Origin of the sequence: Rhizobium sp. BK251 (assembly GCF_004345245.1) — a bacterium.
Taxonomy (GTDB): Bacteria; Pseudomonadota; Alphaproteobacteria; order Rhizobiales; family Rhizobiaceae; genus Rhizobium.
This window is the reverse complement of sequence record NZ_SLUQ01000006.1, coordinates 61,457-79,065: the sequence shown is the minus strand read 5'-3', so window position 1 is coordinate 79,065 and position 17,609 is coordinate 61,457. Positions and strand designations below refer to the sequence as shown.

Sequence of the window (17,609 nt, the reverse complement as noted above, 5' to 3'; positions counted from 1 at the left end):
CAAACTGGAAATCGCGGTGATATTGATCCCTGCGATCACTTGGCCGAGATGGAGCATCATGGAACTGCGGCAATTGCAGCATTTCGTCGCGGTAGCCGAAGAGCAGCACTTCACCCGTGCCGCCCAGCGTGTCAACGTAGTGCAATCTGCGCTTTCGAGCTCGATCCGCGCGCTTGAGGAAGAACTCGACGCAAAGCTTTTCGTGCGCAACACGCGGCAGGTGCGCCTCACCTCCGTCGGCCGCGTTTTTCTGGACAAGGCGCGCATTGCGCTCGACGCGGTGCGCGACGCCCGCGAGGCGGTGACGGCGGTCCAGGGTCTTTCGCGCGGGCTGCTCAGCATCGGCACGGTGCAGAGCCTGCCGGCCTTTCTGGACCTGCCTTCACTTCTGGCTTCCTTCCATGCGCTCTATCCCGGAATAGAAGTGCGCCTCAGCCAGGGCAGTTCGCAGCATCTCCTCGAAAAGGTGCGCGGCGGCAAGCTTGACCTTGCCATCGTGCCCCTCTGCGACCCGCCCGCCGGCATTACCGCTACCATGATCGCTTGCGAGGCGCTGGTTGCCGTCTGCCCGCCGGACCATCCGCTCGCCGGGCGTGAGGACGTTCCGCTTTCAGCGCTTGCCGAGGAGGCTTTCGTCGATTTCGAGCCGGCTTGGGGCACCCGCCAGCTTGTCGATCGCGGCTTTGCGGAAGCGGGCATCGAGCGCCGCATCGCTTTCGAAGTGAGTGACCTAGGCACGCAGTTGGAGCTTGTCGCCCGCGGCCTCGGCGTCGCTCTCGTTCCCGAGGCGATCGCGGAGGCGCAACAGGCGACGCTCGGCATTGCAAGGCTCGCGGAGCCTGAAATATGCTGGGAACTGGTGGTTGTCTGCGCCGGCGCCGACACCGTCCGCATGAGCCCGGCCGACGCCGCCCCGAAAGCCTTCCTCGACCTTCTGACCGCAGCGGGCCGGGTAGAGGCCGCATCCTCCGAAGCCCGCTTGGCATGAATTTCCCAGAACCGGAAGAAGTCCCGCATGACCCATGATCTAGTCCTCCGCAACGGCCGCGTCGTCGACCCCTCGCAGAATATCGACAGGATCGCCGACGTTGCGTTCACCGATGGCAAGGTGTCGGCAATCGGGGAGGGGCTTACCGGTCGCGAGACGCGCGATGTCACAGGTCGAATCGTGACGCCGGGCCTGATCGACCTCCATACCCATGTCTATTGGGGCGGTACCTCGCTCGGCATCGACGCGGATGCATTCGCGCGCGCGAGTTCGGTCTCGACATGCGTCGATACGGGCAGCGCCGGCCCCGGCAATTTTCCCGGTTTCCGCAAGTACGTGATCGAGAAGAGCGAGGTTCGCATCCTCGCCTTCCTGCATGTTTCCTTCGCCGGTATCTACGGTTTCGGCCACAATATCTCGGTCGGGGAGGGACAGGACATGCGCCTGCTTGCCGCCCGCGATGCCGTGGAGGTCGTCGAGGCCAACCGTGACGTCATCGTCGGCATCAAGGTGCGCATCGGCCGCCATGCTAGCGGGGCCGCGGGCATTGCGCCGCTCGACGTCGCACTGCAGGTTGCCGACGAGGTCGGTCTGCCGCTGATGGCACATATAGACGAGCCTCCGCCATCCTATGAGGCGGTCGTCTCGCAGCTTCGCCCGGGGGATATCCTCACCCATTGCTTCCGGCCCTTCCCGAACGCGCCGGTGACCGGCGAGGGAAAGGTCAAGCGGGAGATCATCGAAGCGCGCGAGCACGGCGTGCTCTTCGATATCGGCCATGGCATGGGCTCGTTCTCCTGGAAGACGGCCCGCGCCATGATCGCGGAAGGCTTCCTGCCGGATACGATCTCTTCCGACGTGCATGCGCTCTGCATAAACGGGCCGGCCTATGATCAGGTCACGACGCTGTCGAAGTTTCTCGCGCTCGGACGTCCGCTTGCCGAGGTGATTGCCGCTTCCACGGTCAACGCAGCGAGGGCGCTTCGCCGCCCCGAGCTCGGTACCCTGAAGCCCGGTAGCGTCGGCGACGCCAGCGTGCTCGACCTTCGCCGCGACAGCTTCGCGCTGGAGGACGTGCGCGGCGAGATCGTCACCGCCGAGGAGCGGATTTTTGGCGCCGGCCTCGTGCTCGGCGGGCGCTGGTGCGGATCCAACGAATAGCCATCCAGGAGTTGAAATAGATGCTGCAGAATCCTCCGGCCGAGGCCGGAATGCGCGAGGACGAGGTTGATACTCCGGCGCTCATCGTCGACCTCGATGCCCTCGAGGAGAACATGGACCGCATGGCAGCCTTCTGCGCCGAGAACAAGGTTGGCCTGCGGGCGCATGCAAAGACGCACAAGTCGCCGGTTGTCGCCCACTGGCAGATGGCGCGGGGAGCCGTCGGTCAATGCGTGCAGAAGGTGGGCGAGGCCGAAGTGCTGGCCTGGGGCGGAGTTCCGGACATTCTCGTCTCGAACGAGGTGGTAACGCCGAGGAAGATCGCCCGGCTTGCGGCCCTCTCCAGCATCGCCAAGGTTTCGCTGTGCGCTGATGACGCGGCGGTGGTCGACATGGTCGAGTCGATTGCCGAGCAGGCAGGCTGCCGCCTGACGGTGTTGGTCGAGATCAATGTCGGGGCTGGACGCTGCGGCGTCGAACCCGGCGACGAGGCAGTTGCGCTCGCGCGGCGGATCGCTGCGAGCCGGCATCTCGTGTTCGGCGGACTGCAGGCCTATCACGGCCGGGCGCAGCATCTGCGCAGGCTCGAGGAGCGCGAGGTCGCAATTGCCGCCGTGGCCGCGGTAACCCGGATGACCGTCGACGCGCTTGACCGCGCGGGGCTCGCCTGCGCGATTGTTGGTGGCGGGGGGACCGGTACCTTTCCGCTAGAAGCCGCGAGCGGCGCTTTCAACGAGATCCAGGCCGGATCCTACATTTTCATGGATGCGGACTATGGGCGCAACGAACCTGCGCCATCCTTCAGGCAATCGCTCTTCGTGCTGACGACGGTGATGAGTGCGGCCCGCAGCGGGCTCGCCGTCGTCGATTGCGGCCACAAGGGCATTGCCATCGACAGCGGCCTGCCGCTCGTCCACGGCCGTCCCGGCATTTCCTATGCCGGCCCCTCGGACGAGCACGGCATGCTGATTCTGGAGGCTTCGGCGTCACCATTGAAGATTGGCGAACCCGTGCGTCTCGTGCCGGGCCACTGCGACCCGACGGTCGATCGCTACGACTGGTATGTCGGCGTCAGAAACGGGCGGGTCGAGACGGTCTGGCCGGTCGCCGCGCGCGGCATGATGAGTTGATGGTGGCCTCCGCCCGCAGGGCGCGGACGGAGGGCGGCATTGCTTTCGAAGTCAGGCCTTGGGCACGTATTTGCGCCAGTCGTGCTCTTCCTTGAAGCCGAGGACTTCGCGGATCTTGCGGTTCGAAAGCGGTGCTTCGCGCTCGCCGAGCGGACGCGTGATCGGTGATTTCGGCGCGTAGCGCTTTAGGAAGGCTTCAGTCGGTTCGTTTGCCGTGATCGTGTCGTTGACGGCGTTGAACACCTGGAAGCCGAGGCCATCCTTCTTTATGCAGAGATCGACGATCTGGCCAAGGTCGCGGGCGTCGATATAGCTCCAGGCATTGCGCTTGCGCGATGGCGGATCGGCGATGAAGGCCGGGAAGCGGTCGTATTCATTCGGCTCGATGACGTTGCCGATGCGCAGCGCATAGATGTCGGCGCCTGTACGCATGGCAAAGGCGCGGGCGGTCTTCTCGTTGACCAGTTTCGAAAGGCCGTAGCTGTCCATCGGGTCGATGTCGTAATCCTCCTCCAGTGGGAAGGAGTGGAAATCCTTGTCGCCTTCGGCGAAGCAGACGCCGTAAGTCGTCTCGCTTGAGGCGATGATGACCTTGCGGATGCCGAGTTTCACCGCCGCCTCGATGACATTGTAGGTGGAGACGACATTGGCTTCGAAGGTCGCATTGTCAGGCTTCAGCAGCACGCGCGGCACGGCGGCGAAATGCACCACCGCATCGACCGGCGCCGGCCCCTTGCCGGTCTCGTAGCCGTCGAAGCCGAAATGCATCGAGAGCGCATTGAATGTCTGGCCGCTATCGGTCAGGTCGGTGAAGAGCGTGTTGACGCCCGGGCAATCGAGCGGCACGAGATCGAGGTTGAGGACCTTGTGCCCCTTGCTCAGGAGGTAGGGAACGGCATGCCGGCCGGCCTTGCCGCTGCCGCCGGTGAAAACGATACGCTTGCTCATGGATGGGGCTCCTCATTCTCGGGGGGAAATGAAACAGGGGGAAGTATCTAGCGCCCGCGGCCCTTTTTGCACGGGGCACATTCGACCGGCATCACTGCAATGGCTGGCTGGCTCCTCGATGCGTGCAGCCTGCCGCAGCGCTGCTCTTTCTCCTCTCCTCGCGATAGATAACGAGGCGGCCTTTAAGCTGTCAAATTGAATGTATCGATAACATTAAGCGATCCAAGCGCTTAATCGTCGCGGCAAAGCTGTTCCAGGCGGTCGAGAAACGGGGCTTGCCCGGCAATGATCTTGCGACGGGCGTCGGCAAGGCTGAACCAGCCAGCTCGATCCACCTCGGGGAAGGGCTGAAGCTTGCCGCTGTGTGGCGGCCATTCCATCTCGAACATGTTGCTCTTGATGGCCGAGGCGTCGAAATCGCCTTGGACGGCAAAGGCCGTGACCCGCTTGCCGCTGTTCTGGCGAAGTTCGCCGAGCGGCAAAAGATTGCCCTCGGCCACGCGGCCGAGCTCCTCGGCGAATTCGCGGCGTGCCGCTGCCTCCGGTTCCTCCGACGGGTCGTGCTCGCCTTTCGGAATGGACCAGGCGCCATCGTCACGCTTTGCCCAGAAGGGACCGCCCGGATGGACGAGCAGGACGAAGATTTCGCCGTCCGTCTTTCGGTACATGAGGATGCCGGCGCTCAACTTCATCTGCCATTCCTCCGCCGGACTGCCTTGCCTCTATCATCCAGCAATCCTGATCGAGATCAATGCGTCCCGCTCGTGGCGCGGTGGAGAATGGTGCCGCTGGCGCGAGGGCGATACAATGGCGCACCGGGCGGCGCCTCAACCCGGAGGGAAGACGACCGATGCGCGCGATGGTTCTGCAGGAAATCGGAAAACCGCTGGTCTTCGCCGAAAGGCCGGATCCAACGCCCGCCCGCGGCGAGCTTCGTCTGGTGGTCGAGGCCTGTGCCGTCTGCCGCACGGACCTGCATGTGGTCGACGGCGACCTGACCGATCCGCATCTGCCGCTGGTGCCGGGCCATGAGATCGTCGGCATCGTCGATGCCGTCGGCGAGGGCGTCGACACAGCACGGATCGGCCGCCGCGTCGGCGTTCCCTGGCTCGGCCATACCTGCGGCGAGTGCCCCTATTGCCGGTCGAACGCGGAGAACCTCTGCGACCGGCCGCAATTCACCGGCTACACGCGCGATGGCGGATTTGCGAGCCATGTGGTTGCCGATGCCGATTTCGCCTTCGATCTCGACGGCGAGGCGGATCCGGTCTCGCTCGCACCGTTGCTCTGCGCCGGTCTCATCGGCTGGCGGAGCCTGAAGAAGGCGGGCGAGGGAAGAAAGATCGGGCTATACGGCTTCGGCGCCGCAGCCTACATCATCGCGCAGGTCTGCCTCTGGCAGGGCAGGGAGGTCTATGCCTTCAGCCGCTCAGGCGACGAGGCAGCGCAGCACTTCGCGCTTGGCCTCGGCGCTGCCTGGGCCGGAGGCTCGGAGCAAAAGCCGCCAGTCGAGCTCGATGCAGCAATCATCTTCGCACCCGTCGGATCGCTTGTTCCGGCAGCGCTCAAGGCGGTGCGCAAGGGCGGCCGGGTCGTCTGCGGCGGCATCCACATGAGCGACATTCCCTCCATGCCCTATGCGATCCTCTGGGAGGAACGCCAGCTACTCTCCGTCGCAAACCTCACCCGTGGGGATGCAGCGGAATTCTTTCCGCTCGCCCGTCAGGCCGGGGTCAGGACCCACACCACGACCTATCCTCTCGATAAGGCCAACGAGGCGCTGGAGGATTTGCGGGCCGGGCGGCTGAGCGGTGCCGCTGTGCTCGTTCCCTAGTTGCCCCGGTTCGTGCGTACTGGCTAGCTCCTGTCCTGAAGCAAGGAGAGTGCCTCCTCGGCAATGACCTGTTCCTCGTCAGTCGGGATGACAAATGCGGCGACGCGGCTTTGCTTGCTGCTGATCCGTTCGGCATTCGCTCCATTCGCCTGCGCTTCGAGTTCCACTCCGAGCCAGGCAAGATTTCTTGCGATATCCTCCCTCACATAGGGTTGGTGTTCGCCGACACCTGCGGTGAAGACGAGTGCGTCGAGCCCGCCGAGCGTGTTGGCGATGCGCGCCACCTCGCCGGCGATGCGAAAGGCAAAGAGCTGCAGCGCCTCGCGCGCTTCCGGCGCGTTGCTCTCGGCGAGGTCGCGGGTATCAGCGCTGATCCCGGAAACGCCGAGAAGCCCTGCGCGATGATAGAGAAGATCCTCGATGGCGTCGGGCGACTCTTTCCTTTGTTGAAGCAGATGAACAATGACGCCCGGATCGAGTGCCCCGCAACGTGTCGCCATCGGAATGCCGTCTAGGGTGGAAAAGCCCATGCTGGTGTCCCGGCTCAGCCCGCCGTGCAGCCCACATAGGCTCGCGCCGCTTCCGAGATGCGCCACCACGACCTTGCCCCTGGCGATCTCCGGCGCCCGACGGGAAAGCTCTGCGGCCAGAAACTTGTAGGAGAGCCCGTGAAAGCCATAGCGCTTGATGCCCTGGTCGTGCAGTGCACGCGGCAGCGCGAAGCGGCGCACCATGTCGCTGACCGAGCTATGGAAGGCGGTGTCGAAGGAGGCGGTCTGTTTGATATCCGGATGCAGGGCGCTCAATGCCCGTATCAGCCTGAGTGCCTGCGGCTGGTGCAGCGGCGCAAGCGGCGTCAGCCTGTTCATGGCCGCTATCGTATCGTCGTCGATCCGGACCGGCCCGTCGAAAACATCGCCGCCGTGAACGACGCGGTGGCCGGCAGCAACGACCGTCGAGAAGTCGAAATGGTCGGAAAGATGGCCGAAGGTCTCCGACAGCACCTTGCGAAGGTCCTCCCCATCCGTTGCGGCCAGGGCGATGTCGAAGGTGGAAGGCCCCTCCGTCAGGTGAAAGGTGAGCGGCTGCCGGCGAAAGTCGATAACCCCCTTGCCGATGCGATGCGCAGATGCCCCATCCAGCGCAAAGATGCCGATCTTGACGGTCGAAGAACCGGTATTGAAAGTGAGCAGCAGATCGTTTTTCATCGAGCGTCTGTCTCCTTGATCGACCTGTGCGAGATGTCGCATGTCGCACGACCTGCGAACGCCCCTTTGCGCATCAGAGTCACTCGCAACCCCCATTCAATCGGCATGCGCTCCACGTCGCAAGCCGCGCGGCGTCTGGTTGCACCGATGGGGATGTTACCCCAGCTGCCATGCATCCCGGAAGCGGGGACGGATCATCGTCGGTGACTTCCTCCTTCTCCGTCTACGAGCGTCGTTTTGCCCCGGCCTTGACGTGCGTCAAGGAAACGAACGGCCGCCGCTGCTAGTCTGACTATAGAAGGCGACATGTGCGCGCAAATCCGCGGCGAACCGCGCAGAGAGGGCGTCCGGCCGTCACCGGCCCGGAGCGGTTCTCTCGAATGGGAGTATCTGGAGATGGAAAAGCACAGCAAACGACCAGAGGCCGACTTTCCGTTGGCCGGTGCACCGGGCCTGGCGAATGCGACGAGGCTCCTCTATTCATCCGCACGGCTGCAGGCGCACGCAATGAAGGCCGTGCTGAGCTACCAGATCGAGGCGCTTTCTTTTCTCCAGCGGCGCTACGAGAAGGACATCAAGTTTCTGGACGACCTGACGGCGACGGAAGAGACGCATGACGCCATCGACGTTGTCAGCTGCTTCTGGCAGAACGCCGTCTCCGACTACACGGGCGAGGCGGGCAAGGTTGCATCGATCGCCTCGGCGCTTTCGGCCGAAACGGCAAGCTTCGTGCGAGAGGAAGCCGATGCGGTCGTCGATGACATGGCAGTGCGAACCGCAGCCTGAAGCATGAGCGGCCGTGGTCTTTCGCCGCGAATCTCAGTTCGCATGTGATCTCGCCTAAGGGCATGACCCAAGGTGATGCTCGGTTGATCACTTTCTCTTGAATTCTCTGTGCGTCCCGTAGCTGGGATACTCCCTCTCGACCACGCTCAGCTTCCCCCGCCGAAGGAGAAACGACCTTGCATTTTCGCCGTGCTGCGCTGGCCCTTGCGGTCATCTGCCCCGTTTTTGTCACAGCAACCGTTGCTAGCGCAGCGGAAGAGAGCCCGGGTGCCGGCGTGCTATCGCTGCTGCCGGAGGATTCGGTGACGGAGCACACGCTCGATACCGGCCACCGCACGATTTCCTACACGGCAACCGCCGGCACGCTCAGCCTCTACGGCCAGGATGGCGCAGTCTCCGCCAAAATATTCTACACGGCCTATGTCGCCAAGGATGGGGCGGCCGACCGGCCGCTGACCTTCGCCTTCAATGGCGGGCCGGGCGCGGCTTCCGCCTATCTCAATCTTGGTCTGGTCGGACCCCGTATTCTCGATTTCGGCCCGGACGGCCATGATGGAACTGCGGCGAAGCTCGTCGACAACAAGCAGAGCTGGCTGGATTTCACCGATCTCGTGCTGATCGATCCCGTTGGAACCGGTTGGAGCCGTCCGGCGAAGGCCGATGATGCCTCGAGCTTCTATGGCGTGCGGCAGGATGCCGAGAGCCTTGCCAAGGCGATCGCGCTCTATGTCACCCACAACAATCGCGCCTCCTCGGCGAAATACATCCTCGGCGAGAGCTATGGCGGCTTCCGCGCGGCCAAGGTTGCTTCTGCACTGAAGGACAGTCAGGGCATCCTCACATCGGGCATCGTCATGGTCTCCCCGCTGATCGAGGGGCAGCTTCTCTTCGGTGCCAACCGCTTTGCCCTCGGCGCCGCGTTCCAACTGCCGTCGCTTGCCGCGGCTGAATTGGAACGGCGAAACGCCTTCAGCGAGGAGGCCGTCGCGCAAGCCGAAAAATTTGCGATGACCGACTATCTCACGACGCTTGCTGGGCCCACCCCCACCGGCGAAGCGGCGCGCAGCTTCTACACGAAGGTGTCGGAGCTCACGGGTATTCCCGTCGATGTCGTGGCAAAGGGGAGGGGTTTCCTGAGTGACTCCTATGTGAAGCATTCGATCGATGGCGACAGGGTGGTCAGTCCCTACGATGCCGCCTTCACCGTTCCGGACGCCTACCCGGAATCCGGTTCTGATCGCGGCGACGATCCTGTCCTCGACGGGTTCACCCGCGCCTATGCCGGCAGCTTCGCCAACTACGCCCGCAATGAGCTGGGCTTCAAGACGGAGATGACCTACACGCTTCTTTCCGGCGATGTGAACAGCCGCTGGGAATGGGGCGGCGAGCGCGGTGGTGGATCGCGATCCCAGGCGAGTGCGACCGATGATATCCGCGATCTCCTCTCGCTGACGCCTTCCTTCCGCTTGCTGGTAGCGCAGGGCTACAGCGATATCGTGACACCCTATTCCATAAACCGATACGTGGTCGACCACCTGCCGCCGAAGCTTGCAGCCGATCGTGTCGCTCTCAATCTCTATCGTGGCGGGCACATGTTCTATACGCGCGATAACTCGCGCATCGAGTTCAGCGCTGACGCCAAGGCGTTCTACGCTCGCGGCCACAATCAGACGGCGCCACAGGACTAGGCGTCTCCCTCCACGTTGGAGCATTACCGCTCTCCGTCGCGATAAACGCGGCGGCGCCGGTGCGTGTCTCCGCCAATTGTGCGAAGGCCGCTCGCGACAATTTGTCTTTATTGAATGCATACATTATGATTTTATTGCTGGATATTGCATGCAATCATAATTGCAGCACGATCTTGCTAGCACGGTGTGGCGCGAAAGTGCGTAGTACCGGGCGCCAACAAATATCAGCAAAGGAGACGCAGACATGTCAGAGACCCGCCCGCCGCTTCCGCCCTTCACCCGCGAGACCGCCATTCAGAAAGTCCGGGGTGCGGAAGATGGATGGAACAGCTGCAATCCCGAGCGCGTATCGCTCGTCTATACGACGGACAGCAAGTGGCGTAACCGCGCCGAAATCTTTCAGGGCCGCGAGAAGATCGTCGAATTTCTGACCCGCAAATGGAAGCACGAGCTCGACTACCGCCTCATCAAGGAATTGTGGGCCTTTACCGACAACCGCATCGCCGTGCGCTTTGCCTACGAGTATCACGACGATTCCGGCAATTGGTATCGTGCCTATGGCAACGAGAACTGGGAGTTCGACGAAAACGGCCTGATGCGCGCACGCCACGCCAGCATCAACGAACTGCCGATCAAGGAATCCGAGCGGAAGTATCATTGGGATCGTAGCGGCCCGCGCCCCGCGGACCATCCGAGCCTGAGCGACCTTGGACTCTGACTGCCACGGGGCGGCGCCAATGGTGCCGCCTCTTTCCCAGGGGAAACTCCTGCTGCTGCATTGACTGCATACAATGTCGACCGCTAGGATGGTCAAGCGAGCCCGCGCGAAGTCTAGTCAGAGGGCATTGCATGAAAGAGCGAAAATGGATCGGGTAGCCGACGAAGCGACGTGGAAGCCGACCCTGCAGAAAGATGCCGGGCCGCTCTACCAGGCGATCGCCGACGCCCTTGCTGCCGACATCGCCTCGGGCAAGCTTTCCGCCGGGGTGCGCTTGCCGCCGCAGCGGTCTCTCGCCCACGCCCTCGGAATTGATTTCACCACCGTCAGCCGCGCCTATGCCGAAGCGCGTCGCCGCGGCCTCGTCGATGCCTTCGTCGGGCAGGGGACCTTCGTGCGGCGGAGGGTATCGTCCGCCGCCCCGGCATCGTCCGGCGGCCTCATCGACATGAGCATGAACCTGCCGCCCGCCTTTGACGAACCGGCGCTCGCCGAGCGCCTCTGGTCAGGCTTTCGCTCGCTGGAGGAAAGCGGCGGCCTCGATCTGCTTCTGCGTTACCAGGAGCCCGGCGGTGCCCATGCCGACCGCAGTGCCGGTGCCGACTGGCTGTCCGGCCGCATCCCTGACATCTCGGCCGACAGGGTCGTCGTATGCCCTGGTGCGCAAGGGGCGCTTCTTGCCGTTGCCGGCCTCCTTGCAGGCCCCGGGGAGGTCATCTGTACGGAGAGCCTTACCTATGCCGGCTTCCGTTCGCTGGCCGCCCATCTGCGGATTCAGCTTGCCGGGATCGCCATGGACGGCGAGGGACTTCTGCCGGATGCCTTCGAGGCAGCCTGCCGCAAGCATAGTCCCAAGGCGCTCTACTGCACGCCGACGCTGCACAATCCGACGACGGCGACAATGTCGCCCGCCCGTCGCGAGGCGATCATCGCCATTGCGCGCGAGCATAACGTGCCGATCATCGAGGATGACGCCTATGGAGCGCTCGTGCCGGGCGTGGCACCGCTCGCGGCACTCGCACCCGACATCGTCTACCATATCGCGGGCCTCGCCAAGAGCCTGTCTCCGGCGCTGCGCATCGCCTATCTCGTGGTGCCCGACGTGCGCGCGGCCGTGCGTGTCTCCGGCTCAATCCGGGCGACCGCCGGCATGGCGAGCCCGATTACGGCCGCGCTTGCGACCCGCTGGATCGAGGATGGCACCGCAGCCTCCGTCTGCAAGGCGATTGCGCGAGAGGCTACGGCAAGGCGCGCGATCGCCGCCGCCCAACTGCCTCCAAATTGCTATCGGATGCAGGACCACGGCTACCATCTCTGGCTCCTGTTGCCATCGCCCTGGACTCGCAGCGAATTCGCTTCCCGGCTACGATCGGCAGGAATCGGTGTCGTCGGAAGCGACGCCTTTGCGCTTGGCGCCGCTCCGGAAGCTGTTCGCATCGGGCTCGGCGGCGCGGCTACCCGGCAGGATCTGACCCGCAGCCTGCACATCGCGACCGATCTCCTGAACGAGGCGCCTGCGCTTTCCTCGCTCGTCGTCTGACCTATCTTATCGCCTTGGCGTGACCCTACACGAAAAGTTCACAGTCCTTGCCAGCGCCCACGGTTGACAGGAGAGGCATCGGGGATGAAATGCGGCGGTGGCGACGTTCTACGCCATGGCGCGTCACCGGCAGCGCCTCGATCCGCCGGCTCATATCAATTATGCCATTTCAGCTTCCAAGCGCCCTGCAGGTCAGTTTCCACTTCATACGCTCTCCGGGGCAGCCGGCTTTACCGGAAGGAATACCATGTCCAGTGCCGTCAAACCGTCGAGGCGTCCGCTCGTTATCGCTTCGATCATGCTTGCGACCTTCATGGTCGCCATCGAGGCAACCATCGTCGCAACCGCCATGCCGCGCATCGTCGGCGAGCTTGGCGGCTTCGCGTATTACAGCTGGGTCTTCTCTGCATTCCTGCTGGCGCAGTCGACGACGACCGTCATCTACGGGAAGCTCTCGGACATATTCGGCCGCAAACCGATCCTGATCGGCGGCATCCTGGTCTTCCTCGTCGGCTCTATCCTCTGCGGCCTTGCCTGGTCGATGATGTCGCTGATCGTCTTTCGCCTGCTTCAGGGCCTCGGCGCCGGTGCGATCCAGCCAGTGACGATGACTGTTGTCGGAGACCTCTACAAGCTTGAGGAGCGGGGGCGCATCCAGGGTCTGCTCGCCACCGTCTGGGCAACCTCGGCGGTTGTCGGGCCGCTCGCGGGCGGCCTCATCGTCGACAATTTCTCCTGGGCATGGATATTCTGGATCAACATCCCCTTCGGCATCCTGACCGTGATCGGGTTCATGCTTTTCCTGCACGAATCTATCGAACCGCGGCAGGCGCGGATCGATTATCTCGGTGCCGTGCTCTTCTCCATTTCCGTCACCTCGCTGATGATCATCCTGACAGAAACCAACGGAGGCCTGTGGCCGCTTGCCGCCCTTGGCGTGCTGTTCGTCGGCAGCGGCTGGCTGTTTCTGCGCCAGGAGCGTCGTGCGGCGGAACCGATTATCTCGATCGAGCTCTGGGGGCGACGCCTGATCGCCACCAGCAATGCCGCCACGCTCCTCGCCGGAATGGCGCTCATCGGCCTCACCACGATCCTGCCGATCTATGTCCAGGGCGTGCTCGGCCGGTCGCCGCTCGTCGCCGGCTTCACGCTGACCATGCTGGTCGTCGGCTGGCCGCTCGCCGTGATGCTGTCGAGCCGTCTCTACAGGACTTTCGGTATCCGCAGGACATTGAGGGTGGGCAGCCTGATGTTCCCCTTCGGCGCGTCCTTCCTGATATTCCTGACCCCGGAGAGCCATCCGGCGGTCGCAGGCGTCGGTTCGTTCTTCATGGGCTTCGGCATGGGGCTCATCAGCCTCACCAGCATCATCCTGGTCCAGGAAAGCGTCGAGTGGTCCATGCGCGGCAGTGCGACGGCCTCGCTCATCTTCGCCCGCAGCCTGGGTAATACGCTGGGGGCGACCGTGCTCGGTGCGATCCTCAACATCGGTATTGCCCATTTCGGCAGCGGCGAGCTGGCCGCAGGCGTCCATGACGTGCTGAACCAGCCGGAGGGCCTTGCCGAGCTCGCTTCCCATCCGGACGTCAGGCTGGTCTTCGATCACGCGCTGCACTGGAGCTTCCTGGGCGTGGTGGTGCTTGCGATCCTCGCCTTCGTCAGCACCTGGCTGATCCCGGTCGCAGGCAAGAGCGGCGATGGCATGCGTCGCCGCGTCGAGGCGTCCGAGGCGGCGTCGCATTGAAGGGATGACCTGCGCGGCCACAGGGTGTGGCTGCGCCGCCTTTCAGCCCCGCGCGACGGTTGTGTCATACTGTAATAATTGCAGAAAACTGCCGCGAAGTGCAGCTTCCGACTACAAAGGCGTCTTGGTGGCGGTAGCCTTGTGTATAGGTTGCCGCCAGCTCTGTTCGGGCGTTCACTCCGCCTGTCCGGATCAACAAGAATCCGGAATTCAGAAGGAGAGCGCCGAACGCCGTAGCGGCCCCGACAGCCGGTTTCCGACCCGCACGCGCGTTTGCGAAACTCCTCTTTTGCCGAAGGAGACAGAGTGATGAGTTTGATAAGGCCAGCACGCATCGGCACCCGCAGAGCCGCCGCCGCGCTCACATATGCGCGTCCCGCGCCGGGTGCTATCGGAGATTGGGAGGCACGATCGCCCGAGATTCATTGGCCGAACGGGCTGACGCCTGTGGATGCGGATATCTTTGCCCATAACGAGTTATTCATCCGGGCATCCGTCAAACGCATATGGCAACATCTTGTCGATGCGGAGAGATGGACCGACTGGTATCCGAACGTTAGCGACGTCGACGTTTCCGGCACCGATGACGGCTTGCTGGCGGCCGGAGTCGGCTTCTCATGCCAGCGGCTCGGCCTGGAGACGGAAAACCGCGTCTATGAATTCGTGTCGCATAGCCGCATCGCCTGGTTCAGTGATGCGCAGGAGCTGAGCAGCTATCAGACCTGGTATCTCATTCCCGATGATGCCGGTTGCCGCCTCGTCGTCGAGGAGGTGGCCAGAGGCCGCATGGCAGTTGCGCTTCGTCGCTCCGACGCCGCGGTCCTCCATCGCAGCAATGAGCTTTGGCTGCGAATGATGAAGCAGATTACCGAGCGCTGAAGCGATCTATGGCGGAGGGCGGCCGGCCAGCCTGGCCGATTGCGCGAGCCGCACGGAGTTCTCGCCGCCTAGACCTGGTCGTGCTGCAGCTGGAACAGGTGACGTATGCGCGAGGCGAAGGAGCCGAGATGGCGGCCGTTGGAAAGACCGTCGGCCAGGCCGATCAGATGGCGCTCCGCCTCGCTACGGCGGGAAAGAAGCAGGCCGAGTTCCTCGGCCAGGATTGGCCGGTCATGCATGAGGCCGGCCAGGAAATCCTGCTTGATCTCGTAGACGACGACGAAGGTCAGCGCGCGTGCGGTTCCAGCCTCCTCGGCGTCCACCAGAACGCCGCCTTCGCCAAAGCAGTCGCCCGGCGAAAGACGCGTGAGCTCGATCTCCCTTCCGGCCTCCCGGCGGCTGATGACGACGACGCCGCTGCGCACCACCATCAGCGACGCAAGCTTCTCGCCCTGTTCGGCGATGACGGTATTCTGGCGGTAGGTCTTGCGCGTCATGTGGACGGCGACGGCCTCCTTCTCGTCATCCGTCAGCGGTGCGAAGAGCGGCATCGCGCTCAGCAGCCGCCAGGGCGTTCCAGCCTGCTGTTCGTTGAGGGGCTCGAGCAACTTGTCGACGACGGGAGAGGCGGCCACGCCCGGCTGGCTTGCGAGCGGAAGGCCGGCGGCCTTGCAGTGGCGGAAGACAAGATCGTAGATCTCGTTCGTGGCCCTCGTGGTAAGCGAGATGTCCTTTACCCGGCAGGAAAGCTCGAGCTCGACGACCTGGTTGTCGAGCGCCCTGATCGTGACGGCAGGCGGCGGGTTCTTGAGGATGGTGTTGCTGCTGAGCAGCACGGTACGCATGACCTCCTCGATGGCCGCCGGCGGACGAACGGGCACGATCTTGACGGTGAGCGAGATGCCGTGGGTTTCGTCGGGGCTGCTCAGATTGACGAGGCGCGATTTCGCAAGCCCGCTGTTCGGGATAATGACGAGATCGTTCGTTCCGTTGAGCAGGTGGGTCGCTCGCCAGTTGGTCTCCACGACCCGGCCCTGGACGCCGTCGTCGAGCACGATCCAGTCGCCGACCGTGTAGGGGCGGCCGAGATTGAGCGCGATGCCGGAGAAGACGTCGTTCAACGTGCTCTGGAGCGCAAGGCCAAGGATGACGGCAAACACACCGGACGTGGCAATGAGCGTGCCGACCGGCACGCTGAAGACGTAAGCGACGATCGAAAGCGACGCGCCCAGGTAGATCAACCCGACAACGAGGTCCTGCAGCAGCCGGCCCTCGCGCGGCTTGCGCTCGAAGATCAGGAAGAGGCGTACGAAGCTGACCAGCACCAGCGCCCCGCCGATCCACCATACGGCTTTCGCCAGACCGACGAGAACGCGGCGCGAGACGTCTTCCGCATGCGACGGGTCCGAGGCATAGGGCTCGATACCATGATGCAGCAGAAGCAGCGTGAGAGCGGCGAAAAACAAAATGCGGGAGGTAAGCCGCAGCGCCGGGTAATGGCGAAGGACGACATTGCCGACGATCAACCCGACGGAGAAAAGCAGGAAATACTGGGTGATCGGATCGCTGAGAAGTTCTGTTTGCATGTCCGCTTCGCGTTGGTGAAAGGCAACTGCCTTAGAGGTGCCACCAAGCTGCGGGAAGGGCCGCCGAGGCCAAAGTTCCCGCATTCGAGGAGCGCCAGAATAATGACGCAGGGAGGCGCGAAATCAATATCCGCCGTGAGATCGCCAGTTTCCCTGCGACCTTTCAGCCGCACCTGTCGCCAGATCCTGCGCATATTGTTCAAGTTTCGGCGGATTGCGCTAGTTAAGCTTGCCCGTACGCCCGGGGGCTGACATCGAGGATATCATGACCAGTAGTAGCATACAGAATTCCGCCGACCTCTCCACGGATAGGGCATTCTTCGACCTGATTACCAGAAGCTTCGCCCGCCTTGTCGGCCGGCCGCTCGTGAGCGCCGGCCAGGGACCTTCGTGGCTCTACAACGAGGCGCCCTTTGTCGTCCTTGCGCACAATATCGATGCCGATCCGCGCTTCATCTATGCCAACAAGGCGGCCCAGGGACGGTTCGAATACCCGTGGGACGAGTTCGTCACATTGCCGTCCAGACTCTCCGCAGAGGCTCCGGACCGCGAGGAGCGGCAGAGGCTGCTCGATGGCGTTACGCGCGACGGCTTCATTGCCAATTGTCGCGTCTTGCGCGTGAAGAAGTCGGGACGGCATTTCTGGATGGAGGACGGCATCGTCTGGCAGCTGATCGACGAGGACGGCAAGCGCCACGGCCAGGCGGCTACCTTTTCATCGTGGACCGATATCTAGGTCGATGGCCGAAGACCGGCGTCAGGCGGCGATGTGTTCGCCGGGCATTTGCCACAGCTGTCCTATATTTCCCGTTCGGTGCGACCTCGGATGTTTGTCGAAGTCGCGTAAGGTTTATTATGGAACTGGCGAGCCAATTTGATCCTGCCCCGCTTCCATCAAGCAGACACCCGACAATTTCACTTATCTGGACCCAGCTTTGTTTCGGAAACTGTTTGCGCCGAACCTGCCGGCCGCGCGAGCAGAGTTCATGGCGCGCTCCCAGGTGCCGGCTGCAGTCCAAGTCTTCACCACGCCGCTGACTGCGGCCGCCTGGAAGACAAAGCCGAGCTGGGCAATCGTTGCCGCCGATGACAAGATCATCAATCCCGATCTCGAGCGCTGGTAATATGCTCGCGCCAACAGTCACACGACCATCATCGATGGCGTCGGCCATGATGTGTTTGAAGCTTGTCCAAAACGGGTTGCAGCGGTGATCATGGACGCCGCCCGAAACGCCGAAAGCGTCGCAGCTCAAGCGAAGAAATGGGCATCGTGCGGCGGCGGTTGTCGGCCCTCAGAAGAACCGACTCCGCCGCCGTCGGGACGCATCACGAGAATGACCCAGGTGCGTCGGAACGGCTGGGCGACGCCTTTACTAGGTGGCCAACTCTGGAGTGTGCC

At 63.3% G+C, this 17,609-nt stretch carries 16 protein-coding genes; 12 read left to right on the top strand and 4 right to left on the bottom strand.

Features of this window, described 5'->3' with window-relative positions; translation table 11 throughout:
• The first annotated feature begins 16 nt into the window (after positions 1 to 16).
• From EV286_RS15985 to EV286_RS15975, 3 genes are read left to right on the top strand one after another with little or no spacing between them, the layout of a single operon-like run.
• A complete protein-coding gene (locus EV286_RS15985) occupies positions 17 to 988 on the top strand; it encodes a LysR substrate-binding domain-containing protein (RefSeq protein ID WP_245500723.1) in 972 nt (323 codons plus the stop codon).
• Positions 989 to 1,015: 27 nt separating this feature from the next.
• Positions 1,016 to 2,149, top strand: a complete 1,134-nt coding sequence (locus EV286_RS15980) for an amidohydrolase/deacetylase family metallohydrolase (protein WP_132958141.1) — start codon at positions 1,016 to 1,018, stop codon at positions 2,147 to 2,149.
• Positions 2,150 to 2,169: 20 nt separating this feature from the next.
• On the top strand, positions 2,170 to 3,279 hold the full coding sequence (locus EV286_RS15975; RefSeq protein ID WP_132958140.1) for a DSD1 family PLP-dependent enzyme: 1,110 nt from the start codon (positions 2,170 to 2,172) through the stop codon (positions 3,277 to 3,279).
• 51 nt (positions 3,280 to 3,330) lie between these two features.
• On the opposite strand, the gene EV286_RS15970 is transcribed toward EV286_RS15975, so the two are convergent.
• Positions 3,331 to 4,227 (bottom strand): NAD(P)-dependent oxidoreductase, encoded by an 897-nt coding sequence (locus tag EV286_RS15970; protein WP_132958139.1) that lies wholly within the window; start codon positions 4,225 to 4,227, stop codon positions 3,331 to 3,333.
• Positions 4,228 to 4,457: 230 nt separating this feature from the next.
• A complete protein-coding gene (locus EV286_RS15965) occupies positions 4,458 to 4,919 on the bottom strand; it encodes an NUDIX domain-containing protein (RefSeq protein WP_132958138.1) in 462 nt (153 codons plus the stop codon).
• 158 nt (positions 4,920 to 5,077) lie between these two features.
• Here EV286_RS15965 and EV286_RS15960 point away from each other — a divergent pair, with 158 nt between their 5' ends.
• Positions 5,078 to 6,061, top strand: a complete 984-nt coding sequence (locus EV286_RS15960) for a zinc-dependent alcohol dehydrogenase family protein (RefSeq protein WP_132958137.1) — start codon at positions 5,078 to 5,080, stop codon at positions 6,059 to 6,061.
• 23 nt (positions 6,062 to 6,084) lie between these two features.
• Here the strand turns inward: EV286_RS15960 and EV286_RS15955 are convergent, their stop codons facing one another.
• On the bottom strand, positions 6,085 to 7,269 hold the full coding sequence (locus EV286_RS15955) for an acetate/propionate family kinase (RefSeq protein WP_132958136.1): 1,185 nt from the start codon (positions 7,267 to 7,269) through the stop codon (positions 6,085 to 6,087).
• 396 nt (positions 7,270 to 7,665) lie between these two features.
• Between EV286_RS15955 and EV286_RS15950 the strand changes: the two genes are divergently transcribed.
• The 6 genes from EV286_RS15950 (at position 7,666) to EV286_RS15925 (ending at position 14,624) form a co-directional block, all read left to right on the top strand.
• Complete coding sequence (locus tag EV286_RS15950) at positions 7,666 to 8,055, top strand: phasin family protein (RefSeq protein WP_132958135.1); 390 nt, start codon at positions 7,666 to 7,668, stop codon at positions 8,053 to 8,055.
• 212 nt (positions 8,056 to 8,267) lie between these two features.
• Positions 8,268 to 9,743, top strand: a complete 1,476-nt coding sequence (locus tag EV286_RS15945; protein ID WP_245500745.1) for a carboxypeptidase — start codon at positions 8,268 to 8,270, stop codon at positions 9,741 to 9,743.
• A gap of 244 nt (positions 9,744 to 9,987) precedes the next feature.
• Positions 9,988 to 10,461 carry a nuclear transport factor 2 family protein gene (locus EV286_RS15940; protein WP_132958133.1) on the top strand — a complete coding sequence of 158 codons (474 nt, stop codon included), beginning with the start codon at positions 9,988 to 9,990 and terminating at the stop codon, positions 10,459 to 10,461.
• 145 nt (positions 10,462 to 10,606) lie between these two features.
• Positions 10,607 to 12,001, top strand: a complete 1,395-nt coding sequence (locus tag EV286_RS15935) for a PLP-dependent aminotransferase family protein (RefSeq protein ID WP_132958132.1) — start codon at positions 10,607 to 10,609, stop codon at positions 11,999 to 12,001.
• Between the two features lie 247 nt (positions 12,002 to 12,248).
• A complete protein-coding gene (locus tag EV286_RS15930; RefSeq protein ID WP_132958131.1) occupies positions 12,249 to 13,745 on the top strand; it encodes an MDR family MFS transporter in 1,497 nt (498 codons plus the stop codon).
• 309 nt (positions 13,746 to 14,054) lie between these two features.
• Positions 14,055 to 14,624 carry an SRPBCC family protein gene (locus EV286_RS15925; RefSeq protein WP_132958130.1) on the top strand — a complete coding sequence of 190 codons (570 nt, stop codon included), beginning with the start codon at positions 14,055 to 14,057 and terminating at the stop codon, positions 14,622 to 14,624.
• A gap of 68 nt (positions 14,625 to 14,692) precedes the next feature.
• On the opposite strand, the gene EV286_RS15920 is transcribed toward EV286_RS15925, so the two are convergent.
• Positions 14,693 to 16,210 (bottom strand): cyclic nucleotide-binding domain-containing protein, encoded by a 1,518-nt coding sequence (locus EV286_RS15920; RefSeq protein ID WP_132958129.1) that lies wholly within the window; start codon positions 16,208 to 16,210, stop codon positions 14,693 to 14,695.
• A gap of 265 nt (positions 16,211 to 16,475) precedes the next feature.
• Here EV286_RS15920 and EV286_RS15915 point away from each other — a divergent pair, with 265 nt between their 5' ends.
• Both EV286_RS15915 and EV286_RS32500 read left to right on the top strand, forming a co-directional pair.
• Positions 16,476 to 16,946: an MEKHLA domain-containing protein gene (locus tag EV286_RS15915; protein WP_132958128.1), complete on the top strand. Its 471-nt coding sequence runs from the start codon at positions 16,476 to 16,478 to the stop codon at positions 16,944 to 16,946.
• 250 nt (positions 16,947 to 17,196) lie between these two features.
• Entirely contained in the window at positions 17,197 to 17,334 is a 138-nt protein-coding gene (locus EV286_RS32500; protein ID WP_245500722.1) for a hypothetical protein, read from the top strand.
• Positions 17,335 to 17,609 lie beyond the last annotated feature (275 nt).

Excerpts from the sequence above, each read along its gene's own strand:
- EV286_RS15980 (WP_132958141.1), top strand. The coding sequence starts at position 1,016 with ATGACCCATGATCTAGTCCTCCGCAACGGCCGCGTCGTCGACCCCTCG.
- EV286_RS15975 (WP_132958140.1), top strand. The coding sequence starts at position 2,170 with ATGCTGCAGAATCCTCCGGCCGAGGCCGGAATGCGCGAGGACGAGGTT.
- EV286_RS15970 (WP_132958139.1), bottom strand. The coding sequence starts at position 4,227 with ATGAGCAAGCGTATCGTTTTCACCGGCGGCAGCGGCAAGGCCGGCCGG.
- EV286_RS15965 (WP_132958138.1), bottom strand. The coding sequence starts at position 4,919 with ATGAAGTTGAGCGCCGGCATCCTCATGTACCGAAAGACGGACGGCGAA.
- EV286_RS15960 (WP_132958137.1), top strand. The coding sequence starts at position 5,078 with ATGCGCGCGATGGTTCTGCAGGAAATCGGAAAACCGCTGGTCTTCGCC.
- EV286_RS15955 (WP_132958136.1), bottom strand. The coding sequence starts at position 7,269 with ATGAAAAACGATCTGCTGCTCACTTTCAATACCGGTTCTTCGACCGTC.
- EV286_RS15950 (WP_132958135.1), top strand. The coding sequence starts at position 7,666 with ATGGAAAAGCACAGCAAACGACCAGAGGCCGACTTTCCGTTGGCCGGT.
- EV286_RS15940 (WP_132958133.1), top strand. The coding sequence starts at position 9,988 with ATGTCAGAGACCCGCCCGCCGCTTCCGCCCTTCACCCGCGAGACCGCC.
- EV286_RS15935 (WP_132958132.1), top strand. The coding sequence starts at position 10,607 with ATGGATCGGGTAGCCGACGAAGCGACGTGGAAGCCGACCCTGCAGAAA.
- EV286_RS15930 (WP_132958131.1), top strand. The coding sequence starts at position 12,249 with ATGTCCAGTGCCGTCAAACCGTCGAGGCGTCCGCTCGTTATCGCTTCG.
- EV286_RS15925 (WP_132958130.1), top strand. The coding sequence starts at position 14,055 with ATGAGTTTGATAAGGCCAGCACGCATCGGCACCCGCAGAGCCGCCGCC.
- EV286_RS15920 (WP_132958129.1), bottom strand. The coding sequence starts at position 16,210 with ATGCAAACAGAACTTCTCAGCGATCCGATCACCCAGTATTTCCTGCTT.
- EV286_RS15915 (WP_132958128.1), top strand. The coding sequence starts at position 16,476 with ATGACCAGTAGTAGCATACAGAATTCCGCCGACCTCTCCACGGATAGG.
- EV286_RS32500 (WP_245500722.1), top strand. The coding sequence starts at position 17,197 with ATGGCGCGCTCCCAGGTGCCGGCTGCAGTCCAAGTCTTCACCACGCCG.